Origin of the sequence: Candidatus Thiodubiliella endoseptemdiera (genome assembly GCF_964212635.1) — a bacterium.
Lineage (GTDB): Bacteria > Pseudomonadota > Gammaproteobacteria > PS1 > Pseudothioglobaceae > Thiodubiliella > Thiodubiliella endoseptemdiera.
The window spans coordinates 1,797,697-1,816,864 of sequence record NZ_OZ156463.1 but is presented as its reverse complement, the minus strand read 5'-3'; the positions used below and the strand labels follow the sequence as shown (position 1 = coordinate 1,816,864).

Sequence of the window (19,168 nt, the reverse complement as noted above, 5' to 3'; positions counted from 1 at the left end):
TATAAACCACTAAAAGACTTGGTTTGGTGTTTTTTTATTGCTACTGTCCCGTTCCACTGAATGCACAAATTCTAAACTCTTAACACTGTACATCACTTCATCAAGTATGGCGATATTAGGCACGCTGATGACGATGTTTAGCCCCTTCATAGCATGGTCATACTCTTCCACTTTGATATTTTCAATATTGACATTGATTTTGGCAATGGCATTGGCAATTGATGCTAACATACCTCGGCGATTTTCCATTTTCACACAGATTGCTACTTTAAATTCCTCATCCTCGTTTGTTTGCCAATCCACTGCCAGCCATTGCTCACCTTTTTGCTTAGCACGAAGCAAATTACCGCAACCATCACGGTGTAATACTAACCCTTTACTGTTGGTTAACACACCAAACATCCTATCGCCTGGTATCGGATAACAACAATGAGCAAAATTAATCTGATTGTTTTTTGTGCCTTTGATACTGATGCGATTGGCATCAATATCACATTCTTTAGCATGTAGCTTGTTGAGCACAAAAGAGATAAGTACTTCAGATAAGGCAATTTTGATATACAAGTCGGCTTTTGTATCGTATTTTAGGTCGGTTAAGCATTCCTGCCATTTTTCTTCAGTCACAGGTTCGCCATCGCCCTGATACTCTAGGGCGTTAGTTAATAAATACTCGCCGAGTTGTATCAATTCAGAAACAGATTTTTCTTTAAGGTTAGACTTAATGGAAGTTTTTGCCTTAGGAGTAACCACCATTTTTAGCCATGATGGATGTGGTTTGGCATTTTCATCGGTGATAATTTCAACGGTTTGTCCTGTTTTTAACACCTTGGAAAGTAGAGTATTCACTTGATCTATCTTTGCTTTGAGCGTGTGATTGCCAACTTTGGTGTGGATAGCATAGGCAAAATCTAATACCGTAGCTTTGTATGGTAATTGGATAATTTCACCTTTGGGGGTGAATACGAAAACTGTAGATGGGAACAAATCCATCTTAGTTTCTTCTAAAAATTCGACGGAAGTGCCTGAATTTTCTTGAATATCTAATAACGAGCCAAGCCAGTTGTTAGCCAGTTTTTGAGGTTTACTTCCCTTATTTTTATAGTGCCAATGTGCTGCAATACCATATTCAGAGATAAAGTCCATATCTTTTGAGCGAATTTGCACCTCAATAAAAACTTTACTCGGTCCAAATAAAATGGTGTGTAAAGATTGATAGCCATTGACTTTAGGCAAGGCAATATAATCTTTAAATTTGCCAGGTAAGGGCTTATAGAGATTGTGAATAATGCCGAGCGCTTGATAGCACTCAGACACATCTTCTACAACTACTCTAAACGCATACATATCAAGCACTTCTGAGAATTTTAGATGCTTACTCACCATCTTTTTATAGATACTATAACCGGCTTTTTTGCGTCCACTGGTCCTAATATTACTCAATCCCTCTTGTTCTAATCGGTATTTGATTTCCTCTTGGATTTGACAAATGATTTCTTTGAGGCTGCCGTAGCGTTTGTCAATTTGATGAGTTAAAACTTGGTAGCGATATGGATACATATATTTAAAGCAGAGTTCCTCTAACTCAGTTTTAATTGAGTTGATGCCTAAACGACGGGCAATCGGTGCATGAATTTCTGCGGTTTCTTTAGCGATACGGTATTGTTTTTCACGATTGACTGAGCCCAAGGTGCGCATATTATGCAGCCTGTCGGCAAGTTTAATCATCATCACTCGCATATCACTGCTCATTGCTAAGAACAATTTTCTAAAGTTTTGTGCTTGTTTTTCAATGTTTGAATGAAATTTTAAATCCGTAAGTTTGGAGACACCCTGCACAATATGTGCCACCTCTTCGCCAAAGTCTTTAACGATATCTTTTTGCATTAATGTGGTATCTTCAATACAATCGTGCAATAATGCGGCAACAATACAATAATAATCAAGTTTAAGTTCTGCCAAAATCATTGCCACATTAATCGGGTGAAAAACATACGCCTCGCCTGAACGGCGATATTGCCCATCATGGGCTGTGGCAGCTACCATATAAGCCTTATAAACGCCCTCAACCTCTGCTTTTGACATATAAGTATTTAGCACTTCGCATAGGTCGCTGATTAGAATTCTGTTTTCGGGTAAATTCATTTAACAAATAGTATTAACTAAAATATTGCTTATTATGATACAAGCACACCAGTATAATATTGCCACATATTTTATAAATAATGCCCCATACTTATGAGACCTTTACAAAATACAATCAAATTTACCCTACTTTTACTATTAACTCTGTCATTTAGCGGTTGTTTTTGGAGTGATAAAGAGCAAAGAGAGTCTATCACCAAGGGCTGGTCACCTAAAACTTTTTTTAAAGAAGCCAAAGAATCGGATTCAACGGGGGAATCTATTGCCTTATTTGAACAACTACAAGCCGCCTATCCCAGCTCCAAATATGCACTACAAGCTAAGTTAGAAATCGCTTATAGACTATATAAAAACGAGGATTACAATGAAGCAATTTCAAATCTGAATAATTATATCAAATTGTATCCTAATCATTTTTCAACGCCGTATGCTTATTATTTACGCGGTGTTATTTCAGAAGGGAAATCTCGTTCAATTTTAGATAATTATTTAACTGACAATGCTCAGAGAGATGTAGGGTCGGTGCGTGATGCGTTTAACTACTACTTGGCTTTAATCGACAAATTCCCTAAAACAGAATACACTGAAGAGGCAAAAACGCGTTTGATTATTTTGCGTAACATTTTGGCAAGACATGAGTTATTTATAGCGATTTATTACACTAAAAGAAATGCTAATATTGCTGCTATCAATCGCTCTAAATTCATTATTGAGAAATACCCAAATACACCATCAGTCCCCGCAGCATTGCATTTAATGGCACATAACTATGAACATATCGGCATGCACACTTTAGCAAAAGATGCGCGTCGTGTACTGGTAAAAAGTTACCCAACTTATAAGCCACATTACAATTTAGACAACTAATATTCGCAACAAGGTATGAATAAAAACGAGCATTTATTTGCACTTAAAATATCGTCCATTATGGCAACTCGGATGTTTGGGTTGTTTATGATATTTCCTGTTTTTTCTGTATATGCCACGCAATATGAAAACACCACACCCTATTTAATCGGCTTAGCGATTGGTATTTACGGTTTAACACAAGCGGTATTACAAATTCCTTTCGGCTATTTATCTGATCAATATGGGCGTAAACCTTTGTTGGTGGCTGGGCTGGTATTTTTCTTTATCGGTAGCGTTGTAGCAGCGAATTCCACCGATATTATTCATGTGGTGATTGGCAGGGCTCTACAGGGAAGCGGTGCGATTTCTGCCGTGCTAATGGCATTTTTGGCGGATTTCGTTTCCAAAGAGCAGCGTTCTAAGGCAAACGCTTTTGTGGGTATGCAGATTGGGTTGGCATTTATGCTTTCTCTATTAATTGGTCCAATGATTACTGTTAATTTAGGGCTTTCAGGGTTATTTTGGGTAATCGCAGGGCTTTCTATTGTTGCAATGGTAATCGTTGCCACTCTACCACATGCCAAACCATGCACGCAATATGTGCTATCTATGGCAAACTTAAAGCAAGTATTGACGGCAAAATTACTCAAATTGGATTTTAGTGTTTTCACTTTACACTTGATTTTGACTTGTATTTTTATCGTTATGCCCTTGCTACTGGTTGAAAATAAAATTGTTCTGAGTGATTTAAGTGATAATTGGCGAGTTTATTTACCAGTGATGCTGCTTTCTTTTGTGGGTATGTTGCCAATTATCATCGTTGCCGAAAAGTTTAAAAAGCACAAATTCATGATGATTTCCGCTATTTTAATTATGTTACTGAGTCAATTATTATTTTATAAAATATCATTAAGTTACACCGCATTTTTGGTTTTAATGACTCTATTTTTCATCGCTTTTAATGCCATGGAAGCAATGCTACCATCGATGATATCAAGAATTGCAACAGATGACAAACGCGGATTGGCAATGGGAATGTATTCCACCTCTCAGTTCTTAGGTGCATTCGTTGGTGGTGTCGTTGGTGGTGCTATTTATCACATAAAAGATTTAAATAGTGTATTCTTATTTACCTTATTAATGACAATAATTTGGCTGGGCGTGGTGCTCAGTATAAAATCACAAAAACTTTAAAGGAGAAATGATATGGCAGGTATTAACAAAGTAATTTTAGTGGGAAATCTCGGTGCAAAACCAGAGGTTAAATACGGTTCAACAGGCAATGCGATGACCAATTTAAGCGTTGCAACCAGTGAATCTTGGACAGATAAAAACACAGGGCAAAAACAAGAACGCACTGAGTGGCATCGTGTGAGTTTATTTGGCAAACTGGCTGAAATCGCTGGTCAATATTTAGACAAAGGTTCTAAAGTTTATGTAGAAGGTAAGTTACAAACTCGCAAATGGCAAGACCAAAGTGGGCAAGATCGTTATACCACCGAGGTCGTTGTCTCTGGTTTTAATGGCACTTTACAAATGCTCGACCGCCGTGAAGGAGGCGCACCCGCCCCACAGCAACAATCAGCCCCTGCCCAACAAGCACCTCAATCTGCACCAGCACCACAGGCACAAACTCCTGCTGCTGACCCTATTACACCAGTTGATAATGGTGGTTTTGATGATGATATTCCTTTTTAGGACTGAATTAACTCCATTAAAAAGCCCGCTATTGCGGGCTTTTTTTTGAGTTTGGAAATAGTATTATTTAATCGTTCTAGCAGTTGTGGCTTTATCATCCCAATAATTGGCTTTGTTTTTCAACACCCAACGCACCCCGCCCTTTGGGTCATCCACATCACCTACATAGCGTGGAATAAGATGCACATGCAAATGCATCACACTTTGCCCCGCAGCTTGACCATTGTTAACGCCAATATTATAGCCATTAGGTGAAAATTCCTCATCTAAGATTTTCTTAGCATCCTGCACCGCCTTACCGATGGCTAACAATTCCTCTTCTGTGGCTTCAAAATAAGTAGCAAAATGTCGTTTAGGTACAATAAGCGTATGCCCTGGTGAGGCTGGATAACTATCAATAAAAGTTTTAGTGTAATCACATTCACCTATCACCCGCTCATCTCTTAATTCACAGAAAATACAATTTTTACTCATTTTTTTATTAGATATGTTCTTATTTGAAAAGACAACATTTTACCTGTTGATAATTAAAAAAATTAATAATTCTAGAGACCTTTGCATAAATAGGGATGATTAGCAAAATGACAGATTTTATTAAATTGGAAATTTTTTAAATCCACTCCTAGCAGGGCTAAGGGTGTTTTTAAAAAGTTTGTAATTTGATGAAAGATGGCGCTTTGATGATTATTCATATTTATGCAAAGGTCTCTCTAAAACCCTAAAAACAAAAAAAACCAGCAACAAGCACTGGTTTCTTTATAATACAAATCAAATCTAATTACTTAACTTGGTTAAGTTTAGGCAGAGTCTGTATGTTATTATTGTTGTATGGATTGTAACCATAACCACGGTTGTTGTAGTTATTACCACCCCAACTATTGTTATTATCAAATTCATCAAACATATTACCCATTTCCTCAGCATACCAACGAGGATCCCAATAATCATACGGATTATAAGCAAAAAAACCATTATCTTGCTGATAACCACGACCTTGATTGTAGTTATTATAACCATTGTTATTATTAAAACCGTTATTCCATGGCATATTATTACCGTTCCAAAATGCATTTACACTCATTGTAAATACAAACATTACGACAGCTAAAATTTTCTTCATTTTGTCTTCTCCTTTTATAAAATTAAAATAAGTTTTATATCCTAGAGACCTTTGCATAAATATGAATAATCATCAAAACGCCATCTTTCATCAAATTACAAACTTTTTAAAAACACCCTTAGCCCTGCTAGGAGTGGATTTAAAAAATTTCCAATTTAATAAAATCTGTCATTTTGCTAATCATCCCTATTTATGCAAAGGTCTCTCTAATCCAAAGAATAATAAATATTTACATTTTTTTGAATTAGATTTATATTATAACAGACTAATATACACTAACTAACTTGTTTATGTTTTATACGCATTTAACGACTGAGTTGGCTTTGGGTATAATAGCGTTTATGAACACAACACAACAACTAAAATCCCTTTTACAACAACGCATTCTTGTGTTGGATGGTGCTATGGGAACCATGATTCAAAAGCACAAACTGAGCGAGGAATCCTATCGTGGCGACCGCTTTCAAGATTGGCACATCCTTGTGCAAGGCAATAACGACCTACTTTCTTTAACCCAACCGCAAATTATTCAAAATATTCACCGTGAATACCTTGCGGCGGGTGCAGATATTTTGGAAACTAATACTTTTAATGCCACACGCACTTCGATGTCGGATTATGAGATGGAAGCATTAGCCTATGAAATTAATGTAGAAAGCGCCAAACTCGCCAAACAAGCCTGTGATGAATTTTCAACCGATGACAAACCGCGTTTTGTCGCAGGAGTAATTGGCCCAACATCACGCACCTGCTCACTATCACCTGATGTCAATGACCCCAGTTTTAGAAATGTTTCATTCGATGAATTGGTCGGCGTATATTCCGAATCCACCCGTGGCTTAATTGCAGGCGGGTCGGATATTATCCTGATTGAAACCATTTTTGACACGCTCAACGCCAAAGCCGCTATTTTTGCCGTGCAACAAGTATTTGAAGACGACAATATTACATTGCCAATTATGATTTCAGGCACCATTACCGATGCCTCAGGACGCACCCTATCAGGTCAAGTAACCGAAGCGTTCTACAATTCACTACGCCATGCAAACCCCATTTCTATTGGTCTTAATTGTGCATTAGGCCCTGATTTACTGCGTCAATATGTGGCTGAACTGTCACGAGTTGCTGATACTTTTGTTTCTGCCCACCCAAACGCAGGCTTGCCCAATGAATTTGGCGAATACGACTTAGACGCACCCACTATGAGCCAACAAGTCGGAGAATGGGCACAATCGGGCTTGGTTAATATCCTCGGTGGCTGCTGTGGTTCTACCCCCGAACATATTCAAGCCATTGCCGATGCGGTTAAGGATTTAACACCAAGAGAAATCCCTGTCATTCCCCTAGAATGTCGGCTTTCAGGTTTAGAGGCCTTTAATATTGGTGAAAAATCCTTATTCGTGAATGTGGGTGAACGCGCCAATATCACCGGTTCTGCCAAATTCAAACGACTGATTTTAAATGAAGAATACGAAGAAGCACTGGATGTCTGTCGCACGCAAGTAGAAGAAGGTGCACAAGTGGTTGATATTAATATGGACGAAGGTATGCTTGACGGCAAGGCGGCAATGATTCGCTTTATGAATTTAATTGCCTCTGAGCCCGATATTTCCAAAGTGCCAATTATGGTGGATTCTAGCAAGTGGGAAATTATTGAGGCTGGGCTAAAATGCACACAAGGCAAGGCGATTGTTAATTCCATCTCACTCAAAGAAGGCAAAGACAACTTTGTTAAATATGCCAAATTATGCAAACGCTATGGTGCAGCCATTATCGTTATGGCATTTGACGAAGTTGGTCAAGCAGATACTCAAGCACGCAAAATCGAGATTTGCACCAATGCTTACAATATTCTGGTTTATGAAATTGATTTCCCACCAGAAGACATTATTTTTGACCCTAATATCTTTGCCGTTGCCACAGGTATTGAAGAACACGACAATTATGCGGTTGATTTTATTCAAGCCACCCGAATAATCACCCAAAATCTGCCTTACGCCAAAATATCAGGCGGTGTTTCCAATGTTTCATTCTCATTTAGAGGCAACAACCCCGTGCGGGAAGCCATTCACTCAGTTTTCCTCTACCACGCAGTACAAGCAGGTATGACCATGGGCATCGTCAACGCTGGACAATTAGTGGTGCTTGACGATATTGACCCCAAACTTAAAAAAGCCGTTGAAGATGTGGTGCTTAACAGCGACCCAGAAGCAGGCGAACGCTTGGTTGATATAGCAGAAGAATTTTCAGGAAATTTGGTCAAAAAAGACAACAGCAAAGACCTAGAATGGCGCACTTGGGCAGTAGAAAAACGCCTAGAACACTCACTGGTAAAAGGCATCACCAAATTCATTGACGAAGACACGCAAGCAGCTTTTGATAAATTGGGCCGCCCTATTCTCGTCATCGAAGGCCCGCTAATGGCAGGGATGAATATCGTCGGCGATTTATTCGGTGCCGGCAAAATGTTCTTGCCACAAGTGGTCAAATCTGCCCGAGTAATGAAAAAATCAGTCGCCTATTTAGACCCTTTCCTTGCAGAAGAAAAAGACGACTGTGCTGCCAGCTCACAAGGCAAAATCTTAATGGCAACGGTGAAAGGCGATGTACATGACATTGGCAAAAATATTGTTGGCGTTGTGCTTTCGTGTAACAACTACGAAATCATTGATTTAGGCGTTATGGTGCCAACCGAAACCATACTCGAAACCGCCAGAAAAGAAAAGGTCGATATTATCGGACTCTCAGGACTCATCACCCCCTCCCTCGATGAAATGGTCTTTGTCGCCAAAGAAATGACCCGCCAAGGCTTTGAAATCCCCCTAATGATTGGCGGTGCTACCACCTCCAAAGCACACACAGCGGTAAAAATTGAACCCGAATACAACAAAGGCGTGTTTTATGTACAAGATGCCTCCAAATCAGTCGGCGTTGCCAGTAGCCTACTCTCTAAAGAATTAAAACCCGCCCTCTTAGCCGACACCAGAGCCGACTACGAAAAAGTCCGCGACCGTCGTGCTAATAAAGGCAAAAGCAAACTGGTTAACATGGCCAAAGCCCGAGCCAACAAACCCAAATTAACTTTTGACTCAATCACCCAACCCAAACAAATCGGCGTCCAAGTTTTTAAAAACTACGATCTAGCAGAAATCTTCACCTTTATCGATTGGGTGCCCTTCTTCCGCACCTGGGAATTGGCAGGCAAATTCCCCGACATTCTCACCGATAAAGTAGTAGGAGAATCCGCCTCCGCCCTATTCAAAGATGCCAAAGAAATGTTTAAAAAAGTAATTGACGGCAAACTGTTGCAAGCCAACGCCGTTGTCGGTTTATTCCCAGTCAACAGCATCAACGAAGACATTGAATTATACGATGAAAACGGCGAAACCGTCATGCATCTCAACCATCTTCGTCAACAACTCGACAAAAAAGGCAATACCCCAAACTTCTGCTTAAGCGACTTCATCGCCCCAAAAGACAGCGGCATTCAAGATTATATCGGTGCATTCGCCGTTACCGCAGGCATCAACATTGACCCACTGGTTCAAGCCTACGAAGCCGACCACGACGACTACAACGCCATTATGATCAAAGCCGTCGCTGACCGCCTGGCAGAAGCCTTTGCCGAATTAATGCATTACAAATTCCGCACCCAAATCTGGGGCTATAGCAACGAAGACATTAACAATGACGAATTCATCGAAGAAAAATACCGTGGCATCCGCCCTGCCCCCGGCTACCCCGCCTGCCCAGAACACAGTGAAAAAGAAAAAATATGGCAACTACTCGATGTCGAAAAAAACATCGGTATGACCCTCACCAGCTCCTACGCCATGCTCCCCACCGCCGCCGTCAGTGGCTGGTATTTCGCCCATCCCAACGCCCGCTACTTCGGCGTCGCCAAAGTCAATCAAGAACAACTAGAAGACTACGCCAAACGCAAAGGCATCTCCACCGAACAAGCCGAACGCTTGCTTTCACCCAACCTAGAATAAAGCACAAAGAATTTATACACCAAACTCAAAAAAACCAAAATCAGCTACAAAACCATTCAATTAGAGACCTTTGCATAAATAGGGATGATTAGCAAAATGACAGATTTTATTAAATTGGAAATTTTTTAAATCCACTCCTAGCAGGGCTAAGGGTGTTTTTAAAAAGTTTGTAATTTGATGAAAGATGGCATTTTGATGATTATTCATATTTATGCAAAGGTCTCAATTAGATAGTCCGCCTACGCACAGGCATCAAAACCAGAAAATGCGACATTTTTACCGAGCAAAACCACATCTCGCTATTCATCTACCAAGATAAACCCCGCGGAAAACACGCCAAACCTAAAACTCAACTACAAGGCCAATTCGACCCCCCCTACGCAAGATACGACATCAACCGCATCAAAATAAAAGCCACCGATGCCCAAGCAGCACTGACGAAGCCATCGCCCTTAGCGCTAATCTTAATCATACTAGTGATTACAAAGGCGGCAACCTCATCCACTTCGCTAATCTTGAATACAAATCTGACATTCGTAGAGAAGACACCATCACCCTTGACAAGGTCGAACCTTGTCAAGGTAATGAGGGGTGTGAAACTGGGGGTAGCTACGACACTCTTAAAGTTTGTGTTATCTGAATTTCTTTTAAAACAATTCTTTCAGCACCCTTACTTTGTCCGCCTTCATACATAGTAGTGAGTACAAAATAACTACTTGTGAAAAGTGTGATTGTTATTGCTAAAACAATGTATTTCATTTTCTCTCCTTAATTTCGACTTCTCTCAGGGCGTGTGCAAGTTTGTCTAATGAAGCGTTGATGAGTTTGTATGCGCCTTCTGCACCATAGGTTTTGGCAATTTCTAGGGCTTCGTTGATGACGACTTTATAAGGTACTTCAAAGCTATTTTTGAGTTCGTATGTGCCGAGATAGAGAATAGCGTGTTCTACAGCGCCGAGTTCATCGGTGTTGCGACTGATGGTTGGGGTAATGAGTTCGTCTAACTCATTGCGGTTTTTTAAGATATTGATGAACAAATCTGAGAAAAAGGCTTTAGAAATTTTGCCTTTCTTTTGATTTAAAAACTGTTGTTCGATTTTCAACACCTCTCCACCTGATAGCATATATTGGTATAAGGCTTGCACGATACGCTCTCTGGAACGATGTTTTGGAGTGGTAGGTGACATTAGTTAGTCTTATCCATCAAATATAGCATTTCAATCATTGCCATGGTGGCTTCTTCGCCTTTGTTGCCTTTGTAGCCACCTGCTCTGCCGATGGTTTGCTCCATATTGCTGGTGGTTAACACGCCAAAGGTAGTTGGCACTTCATATTGATACGATACATCAGCGATGCCACGGGCGCATTCATTGCAAACAAAGTCAAAATGTGGGGTTTCACCGTTGATAACTGCACCTAAAGTAACAATACCATCGATTTCTTTATTTTTTTTAGCCAATTTTTTAGCCATAAGTGGAATTTCAAATGCGCCAGGAACATAAAAAACATCAACATTTTCTACCTTAATACCATATTTAACAAGAGTTTCCTGTGCCGCAGCCAATAATTTATCACCAATCTCTTGGTAGAAATAACCTACAATAATGGCAATTCTTTTATTTTCTAAAAAACCTTTATTTGCATCTTTATCAAATTTAAAATTCATAATTCCTACTTTTTATTTGTAATATATTCAACTACTTCTAAACCGAATCCCTTCAAGGCATTCAGCTTTCTTGGACTGCCTAAAATACGCATTTTACCCACGCCCAAATCAGACAAAATCTGCGCACCAACACCGTAAGTTTTAACATCATTACTACCTTCGTGTGTGCGAATGAGTAAAAATACACCACTTTCTTTTTGACTGATGTGCTCTAGAGCGTCATCAACCCCTAGGGAACTGCTGTTTTCTTGTAAGATATCGGTAAATATATTTTCCATATGCACACGCACGCACACAGGGCTGTCTTTGTCGATATTGCCTTTAACTAAGGCTGTGTGCATCTGTTGATGGATAGTGTCTAAGAACGATACCAAAGTAAAGTCACCATATTTGGTGTTGAATGGTCGCTCATTTATACGCTCAATAGTTTTTTCATTTTCTACACGGTAAGAAATCAAGTCTTCAATCGTACCCCATTTAATTTGGTGTTTTTCAGCAAAAATCTCTAAATCATCGCGACGCGCCATTGATCCATCTTCATTAAGAATTTCAACAATTACCGATGCTGGCTCTAAGCCTGCAAGACGGGCTAAATCACAACCTGCTTCGGTATGTCCTGGGCGAATCAACACGCCACCTGGCTGCGCCATCAATGGAAAAATATGCCCCGGTTGCACAATATCAGCAGGCTTGGCGTTTGGTGCGACTGCATCTAAAACTGTTTTTGCCCTGTCTGCTGCTGAAATACCCGTAGTTACACCTTCAACAGCTTCGATAGAAACTGTAAAGTTAGTGCCATTCGCATCGTTATTTTGTGCAACCATTAATGGTAAATTCAACTGTTTACAGCGCTCTTGTGTCAGCGTTAAACAAATTAAGCCTCTACCATGCGTTGCCATAAAATTAATGTCTTCTTTAGTGCAAGTCGCCGCAGGGATGATTAAATCACCCTCATTTTCACGATCCTCATCATCTAACAAAATAATCATTTTGCCTTGTTTATAATCTTCTAATATCGCTTCAATACTGGATTTAGTTTTCATTCTTATTATTTGTTATTTATTAATTGTTCAAGATGGCGAGCGATAATATCCACTTCTAAATTCACTATATCACCTGTGTTTAACTGCCCCATCGTCGTGGCAATCAAAGTGTGTGGGACGACATTAACATCAAACACATTTTTTTCAATGCTATTGACCGTTAAACTCACGCCATTTAAAGTAATTGACCCTTTTTTAGCAATGTATTTTACCAAAGACGGTGGCACACTAATTTTAAAACGCACAGATTCGCCCTCACTCGCTTTGTCAACCACTTCGCCCTGCCCGTCTACATGTCCACTGACCAAATGCCCATCAATACCTTGATTAAGCCTAAGTGCTTTTTCTAAATTAATCCTATCACCTATGGACAAACTACCCAAATTGGCACAATTTAATGTTTCCTGTGACACATCAGCAATAAAACTATCGCTCTCAATCTCAATCGCTGTTAAACACACGCCATTGACCGCAATACTATCACCGATTGCCACACTAGAAAAATCTAAATCACTTGATACAAAAGCAAATACTGCACCTTTGTCATGTATGATTTTGTTTTTGATTTGGCCGACAGCTTGGATAATGCCTGTAAACATAAACGCTCTAATATTGTAAAGGCATTGATTTTACGCTATTTATTTTCAAGACAATAACAAAAACACCCACCCAACAACACAATGACCCATGCCAAATAAATCCACAACATTATTAACATCAGGATAGACAGTGTGCCATAAATCAACTCGTAAACAGGAAAATATTGAATATAAATAAATAAAAGATACTTGATTATTTCCAGCCCAATGGTAGCAACTATGCCCGCTTTAAGTGCATTGGCAAATCGCACTTTTTTTAATGGCGTGGCATAATACAAAATTGAAAAACCTAGGCTAGATAAGCCCAATGTCGCCAAAAATGGCGTATAAGATGCGGTTGGCAATTGGGTAAAAAATTCCAACGCCACTACATACGAACTCACAAACAATGAAGCACCGACCAAAATCGGCCCAACAAACAACACCAACACATACGACACCAAACTCTGCACCCAATGACGACGGCATTTATCGTGCCAAATTAGATTAATGCGTTTGTCAATTTCAAGTAACAACAAAACCACGGTCAACAATAAAAATACAAAAGTAAACCCTTTTAATGCCTGTGCATGAGCAATAAACTGCTGAACATAATTTGTTGCTATATCATAGTTCTTTGGCAAAAGTTGAGAGAATAAAAATTGCTCCAAATGTTGCTGCAACTCCGCAAAATAAGGTGAAAGAGAAAACACACTTAAGCCCACCGCCAACCCTGGCACAATCGCAAACAAAGTAGAAAACGACAATATTGCTGCAGAATCAAACCCCTCTCTGTTAATAAAACGAACAACCGTTTGTTTGATAATATCTATCACGCATCCCCCCTTATAAAAGACCACTACACTGACCCAGTGCGTCGTAAGAAATATAGAAAACAATACATTTTCCACTCAAAAAATAAGAGGTATAGCCCGTTATTTGACGAATTTTTTAGGCAAGAAAGGTGTCGCTGTATATATTTCACTCTTCCGTCCTCTTGAGACCTTTGCATAAATAGGGATGATTAGCAAAATGACAGATTTTATTAAATTGGAAATTTTTTAAATCCACTCCTAGCAGGGCTAAGGGTGTTTTTAAAAAGTTTGTAATTTGATGAAAGATGGCGTTTTGATGATTATTCATATTTATGCAAAGGTCTCTAATAGATATAAATTATACCAAGTTAGCAAATTCTTTACCTTCTAATAATGGACGGTGACCATTTCTACCATTTCTACTTCTGTGATTTCAAATAATCTTCATAATTACCCGCATAATAATTCGCACCCTGCTCCGTTAACTCTACAATCTTGGTTGACAACGAAGAAACAAACTCCCTATCGTGGCTGACAAAAATCAAAGTGCCTTCGTAATTTTCTAGGGCGAGGTTAAGGGCTTCAATGGATTCCATATCAAGGTGGTTAGTCGGCTCATCCATCACCAATACATTTGGATTTTGAAGCATCAATTTACCGAATAACATTCTGCCTTTTTCGCCACCAGAAAGGGATTTAATACTTTTTTCTATATCGTGTTTGCCAAATAACATTTTGCCCAACACTGAGCGCATATCTTGCATATCTTGTTTTGGCTTTTTAAACTGTGTCATCCAGTCTAGCACTGTCATATCTTCGGCAAAATCGTCGCTGTGGTCTTGTGCATAATAGCCAATATTGACATTTTCGCTCCACTTTATTTTGCCTTTATCTGCCTTAATTTCACCAACCAAGGTGCGTAATAGTGTGGTTTTTCCAACACCATTTTGCCCAATGACAGCGATGCGTTGACCTACTTCAAATAGAAAATGAATGTCTTTTAACACGGACAAATCATCAAAATTTTTGCACAATCCGGTTACCTCAATAATATTACGATGCAACGCCTTGTCTTGCCTAAAATTAATATAAGGACTGATGCGTGATGAAGGTCGCATATCATCCAGCACAATCTTATCCAGTTGTTTAAGGCGTGAAGTCGCTTGTTTAGATTTAGATGCATTCGCCGAAAAACGCGATACAAAATGTTTAAGCTCCTTCATTTTCGCTTCTTTTTTAGCGTTATCCGCTGACATTTTTTCCTGAATTGCCGTAGCAGCAATCATAAACTGGTCATAATTACCTGGAAAAGTCTTCAATGCACCATAATCCAAATCCGACATATGCGTACACACCCCGTTTAAAAAATGCCTATCGTGAGAAATAATCACCATAGTCGCCTTGCGTGCCTTCAACACCCCTTCTAGCCAACGAATTGAGTTAATATCTAAGTTATTAGTCGGCTCATCCAGCAGTAAAATCTCAGGGTCAGAAAACAACGCCTGTGCCAACAGCACCCGCAACTTCCACCCTGGTGCAATCTCACTCATCAAGCCATAATGCTGATCCTCAGGAATATCCAAACCCAATAACAACTCACTGGCTGAAGATTCCGCCATATAACCATCCATTTCAGCAAATTCCATCTCTAATTCTGCTACTTTGGTGCCATCTTCTTCGCTCATTTCAGGCAAAGCATAAATACGGTCTCTTTCTTTTTTAATTTCCCACAGTTTTTCATGCCCCATAATCACCGCATCAACCACACGATATTCTTCGTAAGCAAACTGGTCTTGACGCAAAACACCTAACCGCTCACCATCACTAATACCAACAGTGCCTTGGCTTGGGATTAATTCGCCAGTCAAAATCTTCATAAAGGTTGATTTGCCACAACCATTTGCTCCGATTAGACCATAGCGATTACCATCACCGAATTTAATGGAAATATTTTCAAATAAAGGTTTTTCACCAAATTGCATAGTGATATTAGCAGTAGAAATCATAAATTTATTGTTGTTTTTTGAAAACGCACATTATCCCATAAGGATTATTAAAATCTTAACTAATCACTTTGTAATTTAAGGTATAAATAGCGTTCCAATTGCTTACTTATAATTTTATGCTTTCAAAACTGTTTAATGCCACGGGGCAATTACCTGATAAACATCTGCTTTTTACTATTTTAAGCCTACTCACCTTTGGTTTTATACTGTCTTCCTCTGCTTCTATTGGTCATTTTGGCTCTTATGATAAAGCTATCAATCAATTGATTTATATTGTGCTCGGTATAGGTGTGGGTGCTATTGTGATGAAAGTGCCTTTATATTTTTATAAAGAAAATCGTTATTTGTTGGTTTTACTTACCCTTGCATTATTGGTTATCGTGCTTACACCCTTAGGAAAAACTATTAATGGCTCTACGCGTTGGATTGATTTGGTGGCATTCAGGTTACAGCCTTCTGAAATCTTAAAAATTGTGATGATTTTATTCACTGCAGGATTTTTAGTTGAGCAAGAGAAAGATTTAAGAAGTCCGTTACTTGGAATTTCTAAGGCGTTAACCATTATTTCTGTTCCCAGTTTATTATTGGTTGCCGAGCCTGATTATGGTGCGACTATTATCATTGTAGCAACTATATTGGTTATGTTATTAGCAGCAGGGGTTTATATAAAACAGTTGATTTACGCAGGTTTTATTGCCATTGTGCCGATTGCGATATTGATTGCATTTAATAAAAATCGAGTGGACCGCTTTATATCTTTTTGGGAAGATGACTTTTGGTTTAATAATTCTGATAAGGTATGGCAAACCAAACAGGCGTTGATTGGTATTGCTAGAGGTGATTGGACAGGGGCGGGATTGGGCAATAGTATTCAAAAATACACTAAATTGCCTGAGCCACATACGGATATGATTTTTTCGATTATTGGTGAAGAAACAGGGATTATTGGCATGGGATTTGTGTTGTTTATCTTCACTTATATCATACTCAAAGGTTTTAACATTGCCAAAGCAGCACTTAAAGACAATCGCAGATACAGTTCATATGTTGGTTTTGGTATTTGCACTTGGTTAAGCATGCAGTTTAGCGTGAATATTGCGATGAATCTTGGTTTAATTCCGCCCAAGGGTTTTACTTTACCGATGGTCAGTTATGGAGGGTCTAGCATGATATTTACATTGATTTCGATGGCGATTTTATTGAGAATTGATATGGAAAGTAGAGCAGAATCCTCAAAACGGAAGTATTATGTCTGATAATAAAAAAATACTCATTATGTCGGGTGGCACAGGGGGGCATATATTTCCTGCGTTAGCTATTGTTAAAGAATTGAGCGTGAATCCTGTTAAGATTGAGTGGCTGGGGTCTAAAAAAGGCATGGAAAATAGGTTGGTGCCGAAACATGGTATTAAACTACATACCGTGAGTGCTGTGGGTTTGCGGGGGAAAAACCTATTGAGTCTTATTAAAGCGCCTTTTTTGCTTTCATTGGCATTGTTGCAAACATTTGTTGTGTTTATGCGTGTTAAGCCTAGCGTGGTATTAGGTATGGGGGGGTTTGCGTCAGGTATTGGTGGTGTGGTGGCGTGGATATTGCGTATTCCGTTGGTCATTCATGAGCAAAATTCTGTCCCTGGGACGACCAATAAAAGCTTGTCAAAAATTGCAACGCAAGTTTTTCAGGCTTTTGATGGGGCATTTTCCGATGACGAGGTTATTACTTCGGGCAATCCTGTGGCATTCAAACCTAAAAATAACAATAAAAAAGGGGAAAAGTTGAATGTCTTGATTGTGGGTGGCAGTTTAGGGTCAAAACCCATCAATGATATTGTTAGCCAACTCAATATTGACATCAACATCTGGCATCAAACGGGCAAACAACATTTGGATAGCGTCAAGTTACAATACAAGAATAAAAATGTAAAAGTAGTGGCATTTATTGAGGATATGGCAGTTGCCTACGCATGGGCAGATGTGGTTTTGTGTCGTGCAGGGGCAATGACGGTATCGGAATTGATGTTGGCAGGTAAGCCGAGTATTCTCATTCCCTTGCCCTATGCGATTGATAATCATCAGTTTTATAATGCGAAGATTTTAGCTGACAATCAAGCAGGGATTCTGATTGAGCAAAAGGATTTAACTCTTGCGATGCTTGAAAAAACTTTACTTAAACTAAATAAAAAGAGCATTCAAACAATGGCAAACAACGCCAAACAATTGTCTAAACCTAATGCGGCAAAACTGATTAGTGCGTATTTGCTGTCTGTTGATTGATACCCAACTTTTTAAACAAGATTTGATCAGTGCCAGTGTCTGGATTATCCGTTGTCAGCAGTTGATCACCATAAAAGATAGAGTTTGCACCTGCAAAGAAACACAACGCCTGCATTGCTTCACCCATTTCAGTGCGTCCTGCTGACAATCTCACTACTGATTTTGGCATCATAATGCGTGCCACAGCAATGGTGCGAACAAATTCGCTTTCTGTTGGTGGTGCTATTTTTTCAAACGGTGTGCCTGGAATAGGCACCAAAAGATTGAGTGGCACAGAATCGGGGTGTTTTTCAAGGTTGGCTAACGAACGCAACATTGATGCACGGTCAGTTTGTGCTTCGCCTAAGCCTAAAATACCGCCACTGCAGACATGAATATCTGCATTTTGCACAGATTCTAAAGTGTCTAATCGGTCTTGAAAATTGCGCGTGGTAATCACATTTGAATAATTTTCTTTTGAAGTGTCGATGTTATGATTGTAATAATCCAACCCTGCTTCTTTGAGTGTAAACGCCTGTTCCTGTGTCAACATACCCAAAGTAACGCAAGTTTCCATACCCATTGCCTTGACCCCTTGAATCATCGGAATGACTTTATCAAGGCTCTTATCGGTAGGATTACGCCACGCAGCCCCCATACAAAAACGCGTTGCACCATTGTCTTGTGCAGTTTTTGCCTCTGCAAGCACTGTGTCAATTTCCATCAACTTCTCTCGCTCTAAACCCGTGTCGTATTTAGAACTTTGCGAACAATAAGAGCAATCTTCAGGACAGGCACCCGTTTTAATATTCAATAATGAACTAACCTGCACCGAATTAGGGTCAAAATGCGCTCTATGTATCGTATGTGCTTTAAATAATAAGTCGTTAAAAGGCAAGGCGAATAACGCCTCAACTTCTGCCAGTGTCCAATCGTTTCTTAATGCTATCATAAAGTCGGTATTTTACGCAAAAAAAAGCCATACAACTGTATGGCTTTTTAA

At 39.4% G+C, this 19,168-nt stretch carries 22 protein-coding genes; 7 read left to right on the top strand and 15 right to left on the bottom strand.

The window, feature by feature from the left end; genetic code table 11:
- Nucleotides 1-9: 9 nt before the first annotated feature.
- Nucleotides 10-2,142: a bifunctional (p)ppGpp synthetase/guanosine-3',5'-bis(diphosphate) 3'-pyrophosphohydrolase gene (locus AB8525_RS09725; RefSeq protein WP_369177643.1), complete on the bottom strand. Its 2,133-nt coding sequence runs from the start codon at nucleotides 2,140-2,142 to the stop codon at nucleotides 10-12.
- Nucleotides 2,143-2,235: 93 nt separating this feature from the next.
- Between AB8525_RS09725 and AB8525_RS09720 the strand changes: the two genes are divergently transcribed.
- The 3 genes from AB8525_RS09720 to ssb are packed head-to-tail and all read left to right on the top strand — an operon-like array spanning nucleotide 2,236 to nucleotide 4,689.
- Nucleotides 2,236-3,009: an outer membrane protein assembly factor BamD gene (locus AB8525_RS09720; RefSeq protein WP_369151338.1), complete on the top strand. Its 774-nt coding sequence runs from the start codon at nucleotides 2,236-2,238 to the stop codon at nucleotides 3,007-3,009.
- Nucleotides 3,010-3,024: 15 nt separating this feature from the next.
- Complete coding sequence (locus tag AB8525_RS09715) at nucleotides 3,025-4,185, top strand: MFS transporter (protein ID WP_369177641.1); 1,161 nt, start codon at nucleotides 3,025-3,027, stop codon at nucleotides 4,183-4,185.
- A 12-nt stretch (nucleotides 4,186-4,197) separates the two neighbouring features.
- Complete coding sequence (gene ssb, locus AB8525_RS09710) at nucleotides 4,198-4,689, top strand: single-stranded DNA-binding protein (protein WP_369151336.1); 492 nt, start codon at nucleotides 4,198-4,200, stop codon at nucleotides 4,687-4,689.
- Between the two features lie 63 nt (nucleotides 4,690-4,752).
- Here ssb and AB8525_RS09705 read toward each other — a convergent pair whose 3' ends face one another.
- From AB8525_RS09705 to AB8525_RS09695, 3 genes are all read right to left on the bottom strand, one after another.
- On the bottom strand, nucleotides 4,753-5,163 hold the full coding sequence (locus tag AB8525_RS09705) for an HIT family protein (protein ID WP_369151334.1): 411 nt from the start codon (nucleotides 5,161-5,163) through the stop codon (nucleotides 4,753-4,755).
- Nucleotides 5,164-5,234: 71 nt separating this feature from the next.
- Nucleotides 5,235-5,381 carry a hypothetical protein gene (locus AB8525_RS09700; RefSeq protein ID WP_369177639.1) on the bottom strand — a complete coding sequence of 49 codons (147 nt, stop codon included), beginning with the start codon at nucleotides 5,379-5,381 and terminating at the stop codon, nucleotides 5,235-5,237.
- 86 nt (nucleotides 5,382-5,467) lie between these two features.
- The gene (locus tag AB8525_RS09695) at nucleotides 5,468-5,809 is read right to left on the bottom strand and encodes a hypothetical protein (RefSeq protein WP_369177637.1); all 342 of its coding nucleotides are present in this window, start codon (nucleotides 5,807-5,809) and stop codon (nucleotides 5,468-5,470) included.
- Between the two features lie 61 nt (nucleotides 5,810-5,870).
- Here AB8525_RS09695 and AB8525_RS09690 point away from each other — a divergent pair, with 61 nt between their 5' ends.
- Nucleotides 5,871-6,092, top strand: coding sequence for a hypothetical protein (locus tag AB8525_RS09690; protein ID WP_369177635.1), 222 nt, complete (start codon nucleotides 5,871-5,873; stop codon nucleotides 6,090-6,092).
- A gap of 58 nt (nucleotides 6,093-6,150) precedes the next feature.
- On the top strand, nucleotides 6,151-9,804 hold the full coding sequence (gene metH / locus AB8525_RS09685) for a methionine synthase (protein WP_369177634.1): 3,654 nt from the start codon (nucleotides 6,151-6,153) through the stop codon (nucleotides 9,802-9,804).
- Nucleotides 9,805-9,864: 60 nt separating this feature from the next.
- On the opposite strand, the gene AB8525_RS09680 is transcribed toward metH, so the two are convergent.
- From AB8525_RS09680 to AB8525_RS09635, 10 genes are all read right to left on the bottom strand, one after another.
- The gene (locus AB8525_RS09680; RefSeq protein WP_369149988.1) at nucleotides 9,865-10,011 is read right to left on the bottom strand and encodes a hypothetical protein; all 147 of its coding nucleotides are present in this window, start codon (nucleotides 10,009-10,011) and stop codon (nucleotides 9,865-9,867) included.
- A 169-nt stretch (nucleotides 10,012-10,180) separates the two neighbouring features.
- Nucleotides 10,181-10,384, bottom strand: coding sequence for a hypothetical protein (locus AB8525_RS09675; RefSeq protein ID WP_369177632.1), 204 nt, complete (start codon nucleotides 10,382-10,384; stop codon nucleotides 10,181-10,183).
- A gap of 29 nt (nucleotides 10,385-10,413) precedes the next feature.
- The gene (locus AB8525_RS09670) at nucleotides 10,414-10,563 is read right to left on the bottom strand and encodes a hypothetical protein (protein WP_369151323.1); all 150 of its coding nucleotides are present in this window, start codon (nucleotides 10,561-10,563) and stop codon (nucleotides 10,414-10,416) included.
- Complete coding sequence (gene nusB / locus AB8525_RS09665) at nucleotides 10,560-10,991, bottom strand: transcription antitermination factor NusB (RefSeq protein WP_369177631.1); 432 nt, start codon at nucleotides 10,989-10,991, stop codon at nucleotides 10,560-10,562. The genes AB8525_RS09670 and nusB overlap by 4 nt, the downstream gene beginning before the upstream one ends.
- A complete protein-coding gene (ribH, locus tag AB8525_RS09660; RefSeq protein ID WP_369151318.1) occupies nucleotides 10,991-11,470 on the bottom strand; it encodes a 6,7-dimethyl-8-ribityllumazine synthase in 480 nt (159 codons plus the stop codon). Before ribH ends, nusB begins: the two co-directional genes overlap by 1 nt.
- A gap of 5 nt (nucleotides 11,471-11,475) precedes the next feature.
- A complete protein-coding gene (gene ribB, locus AB8525_RS09655; RefSeq protein WP_369177629.1) occupies nucleotides 11,476-12,513 on the bottom strand; it encodes a 3,4-dihydroxy-2-butanone-4-phosphate synthase in 1,038 nt (345 codons plus the stop codon).
- Between the two features lie 5 nt (nucleotides 12,514-12,518).
- Nucleotides 12,519-13,112, bottom strand: a complete 594-nt coding sequence (locus tag AB8525_RS09650) for a riboflavin synthase (RefSeq protein ID WP_369177627.1) — start codon at nucleotides 13,110-13,112, stop codon at nucleotides 12,519-12,521.
- Between the two features lie 35 nt (nucleotides 13,113-13,147).
- Nucleotides 13,148-13,927 carry a YihY family inner membrane protein gene (locus AB8525_RS09645; RefSeq protein WP_369177625.1) on the bottom strand — a complete coding sequence of 260 codons (780 nt, stop codon included), beginning with the start codon at nucleotides 13,925-13,927 and terminating at the stop codon, nucleotides 13,148-13,150.
- 145 nt (nucleotides 13,928-14,072) lie between these two features.
- Complete coding sequence (locus AB8525_RS09640; RefSeq protein ID WP_369151310.1) at nucleotides 14,073-14,234, bottom strand: hypothetical protein; 162 nt, start codon at nucleotides 14,232-14,234, stop codon at nucleotides 14,073-14,075.
- A 91-nt stretch (nucleotides 14,235-14,325) separates the two neighbouring features.
- Nucleotides 14,326-15,912: an ABC-F family ATPase gene (locus AB8525_RS09635; RefSeq protein ID WP_369177623.1), complete on the bottom strand. Its 1,587-nt coding sequence runs from the start codon at nucleotides 15,910-15,912 to the stop codon at nucleotides 14,326-14,328.
- A 116-nt stretch (nucleotides 15,913-16,028) separates the two neighbouring features.
- Between AB8525_RS09635 and AB8525_RS09630 the strand changes: the two genes are divergently transcribed.
- Both AB8525_RS09630 and murG read left to right on the top strand, forming a co-directional pair.
- On the top strand, nucleotides 16,029-17,168 hold the full coding sequence (locus tag AB8525_RS09630) for an FtsW/RodA/SpoVE family cell cycle protein (RefSeq protein ID WP_369151307.1): 1,140 nt from the start codon (nucleotides 16,029-16,031) through the stop codon (nucleotides 17,166-17,168).
- On the top strand, nucleotides 17,161-18,186 hold the full coding sequence (gene murG, locus AB8525_RS09625) for an undecaprenyldiphospho-muramoylpentapeptide beta-N-acetylglucosaminyltransferase (protein ID WP_369177621.1): 1,026 nt from the start codon (nucleotides 17,161-17,163) through the stop codon (nucleotides 18,184-18,186). Before AB8525_RS09630 ends, murG begins: the two co-directional genes overlap by 8 nt.
- On the opposite strand, the gene bioB is transcribed toward murG, so the two are convergent.
- On the bottom strand, nucleotides 18,158-19,117 hold the full coding sequence (gene bioB, locus AB8525_RS09620) for a biotin synthase BioB (protein WP_369177619.1): 960 nt from the start codon (nucleotides 19,115-19,117) through the stop codon (nucleotides 18,158-18,160). The two genes, murG and bioB, sit on opposite strands and share 29 nt — an antisense overlap.
- Nucleotides 19,118-19,168 lie beyond the last annotated feature (51 nt).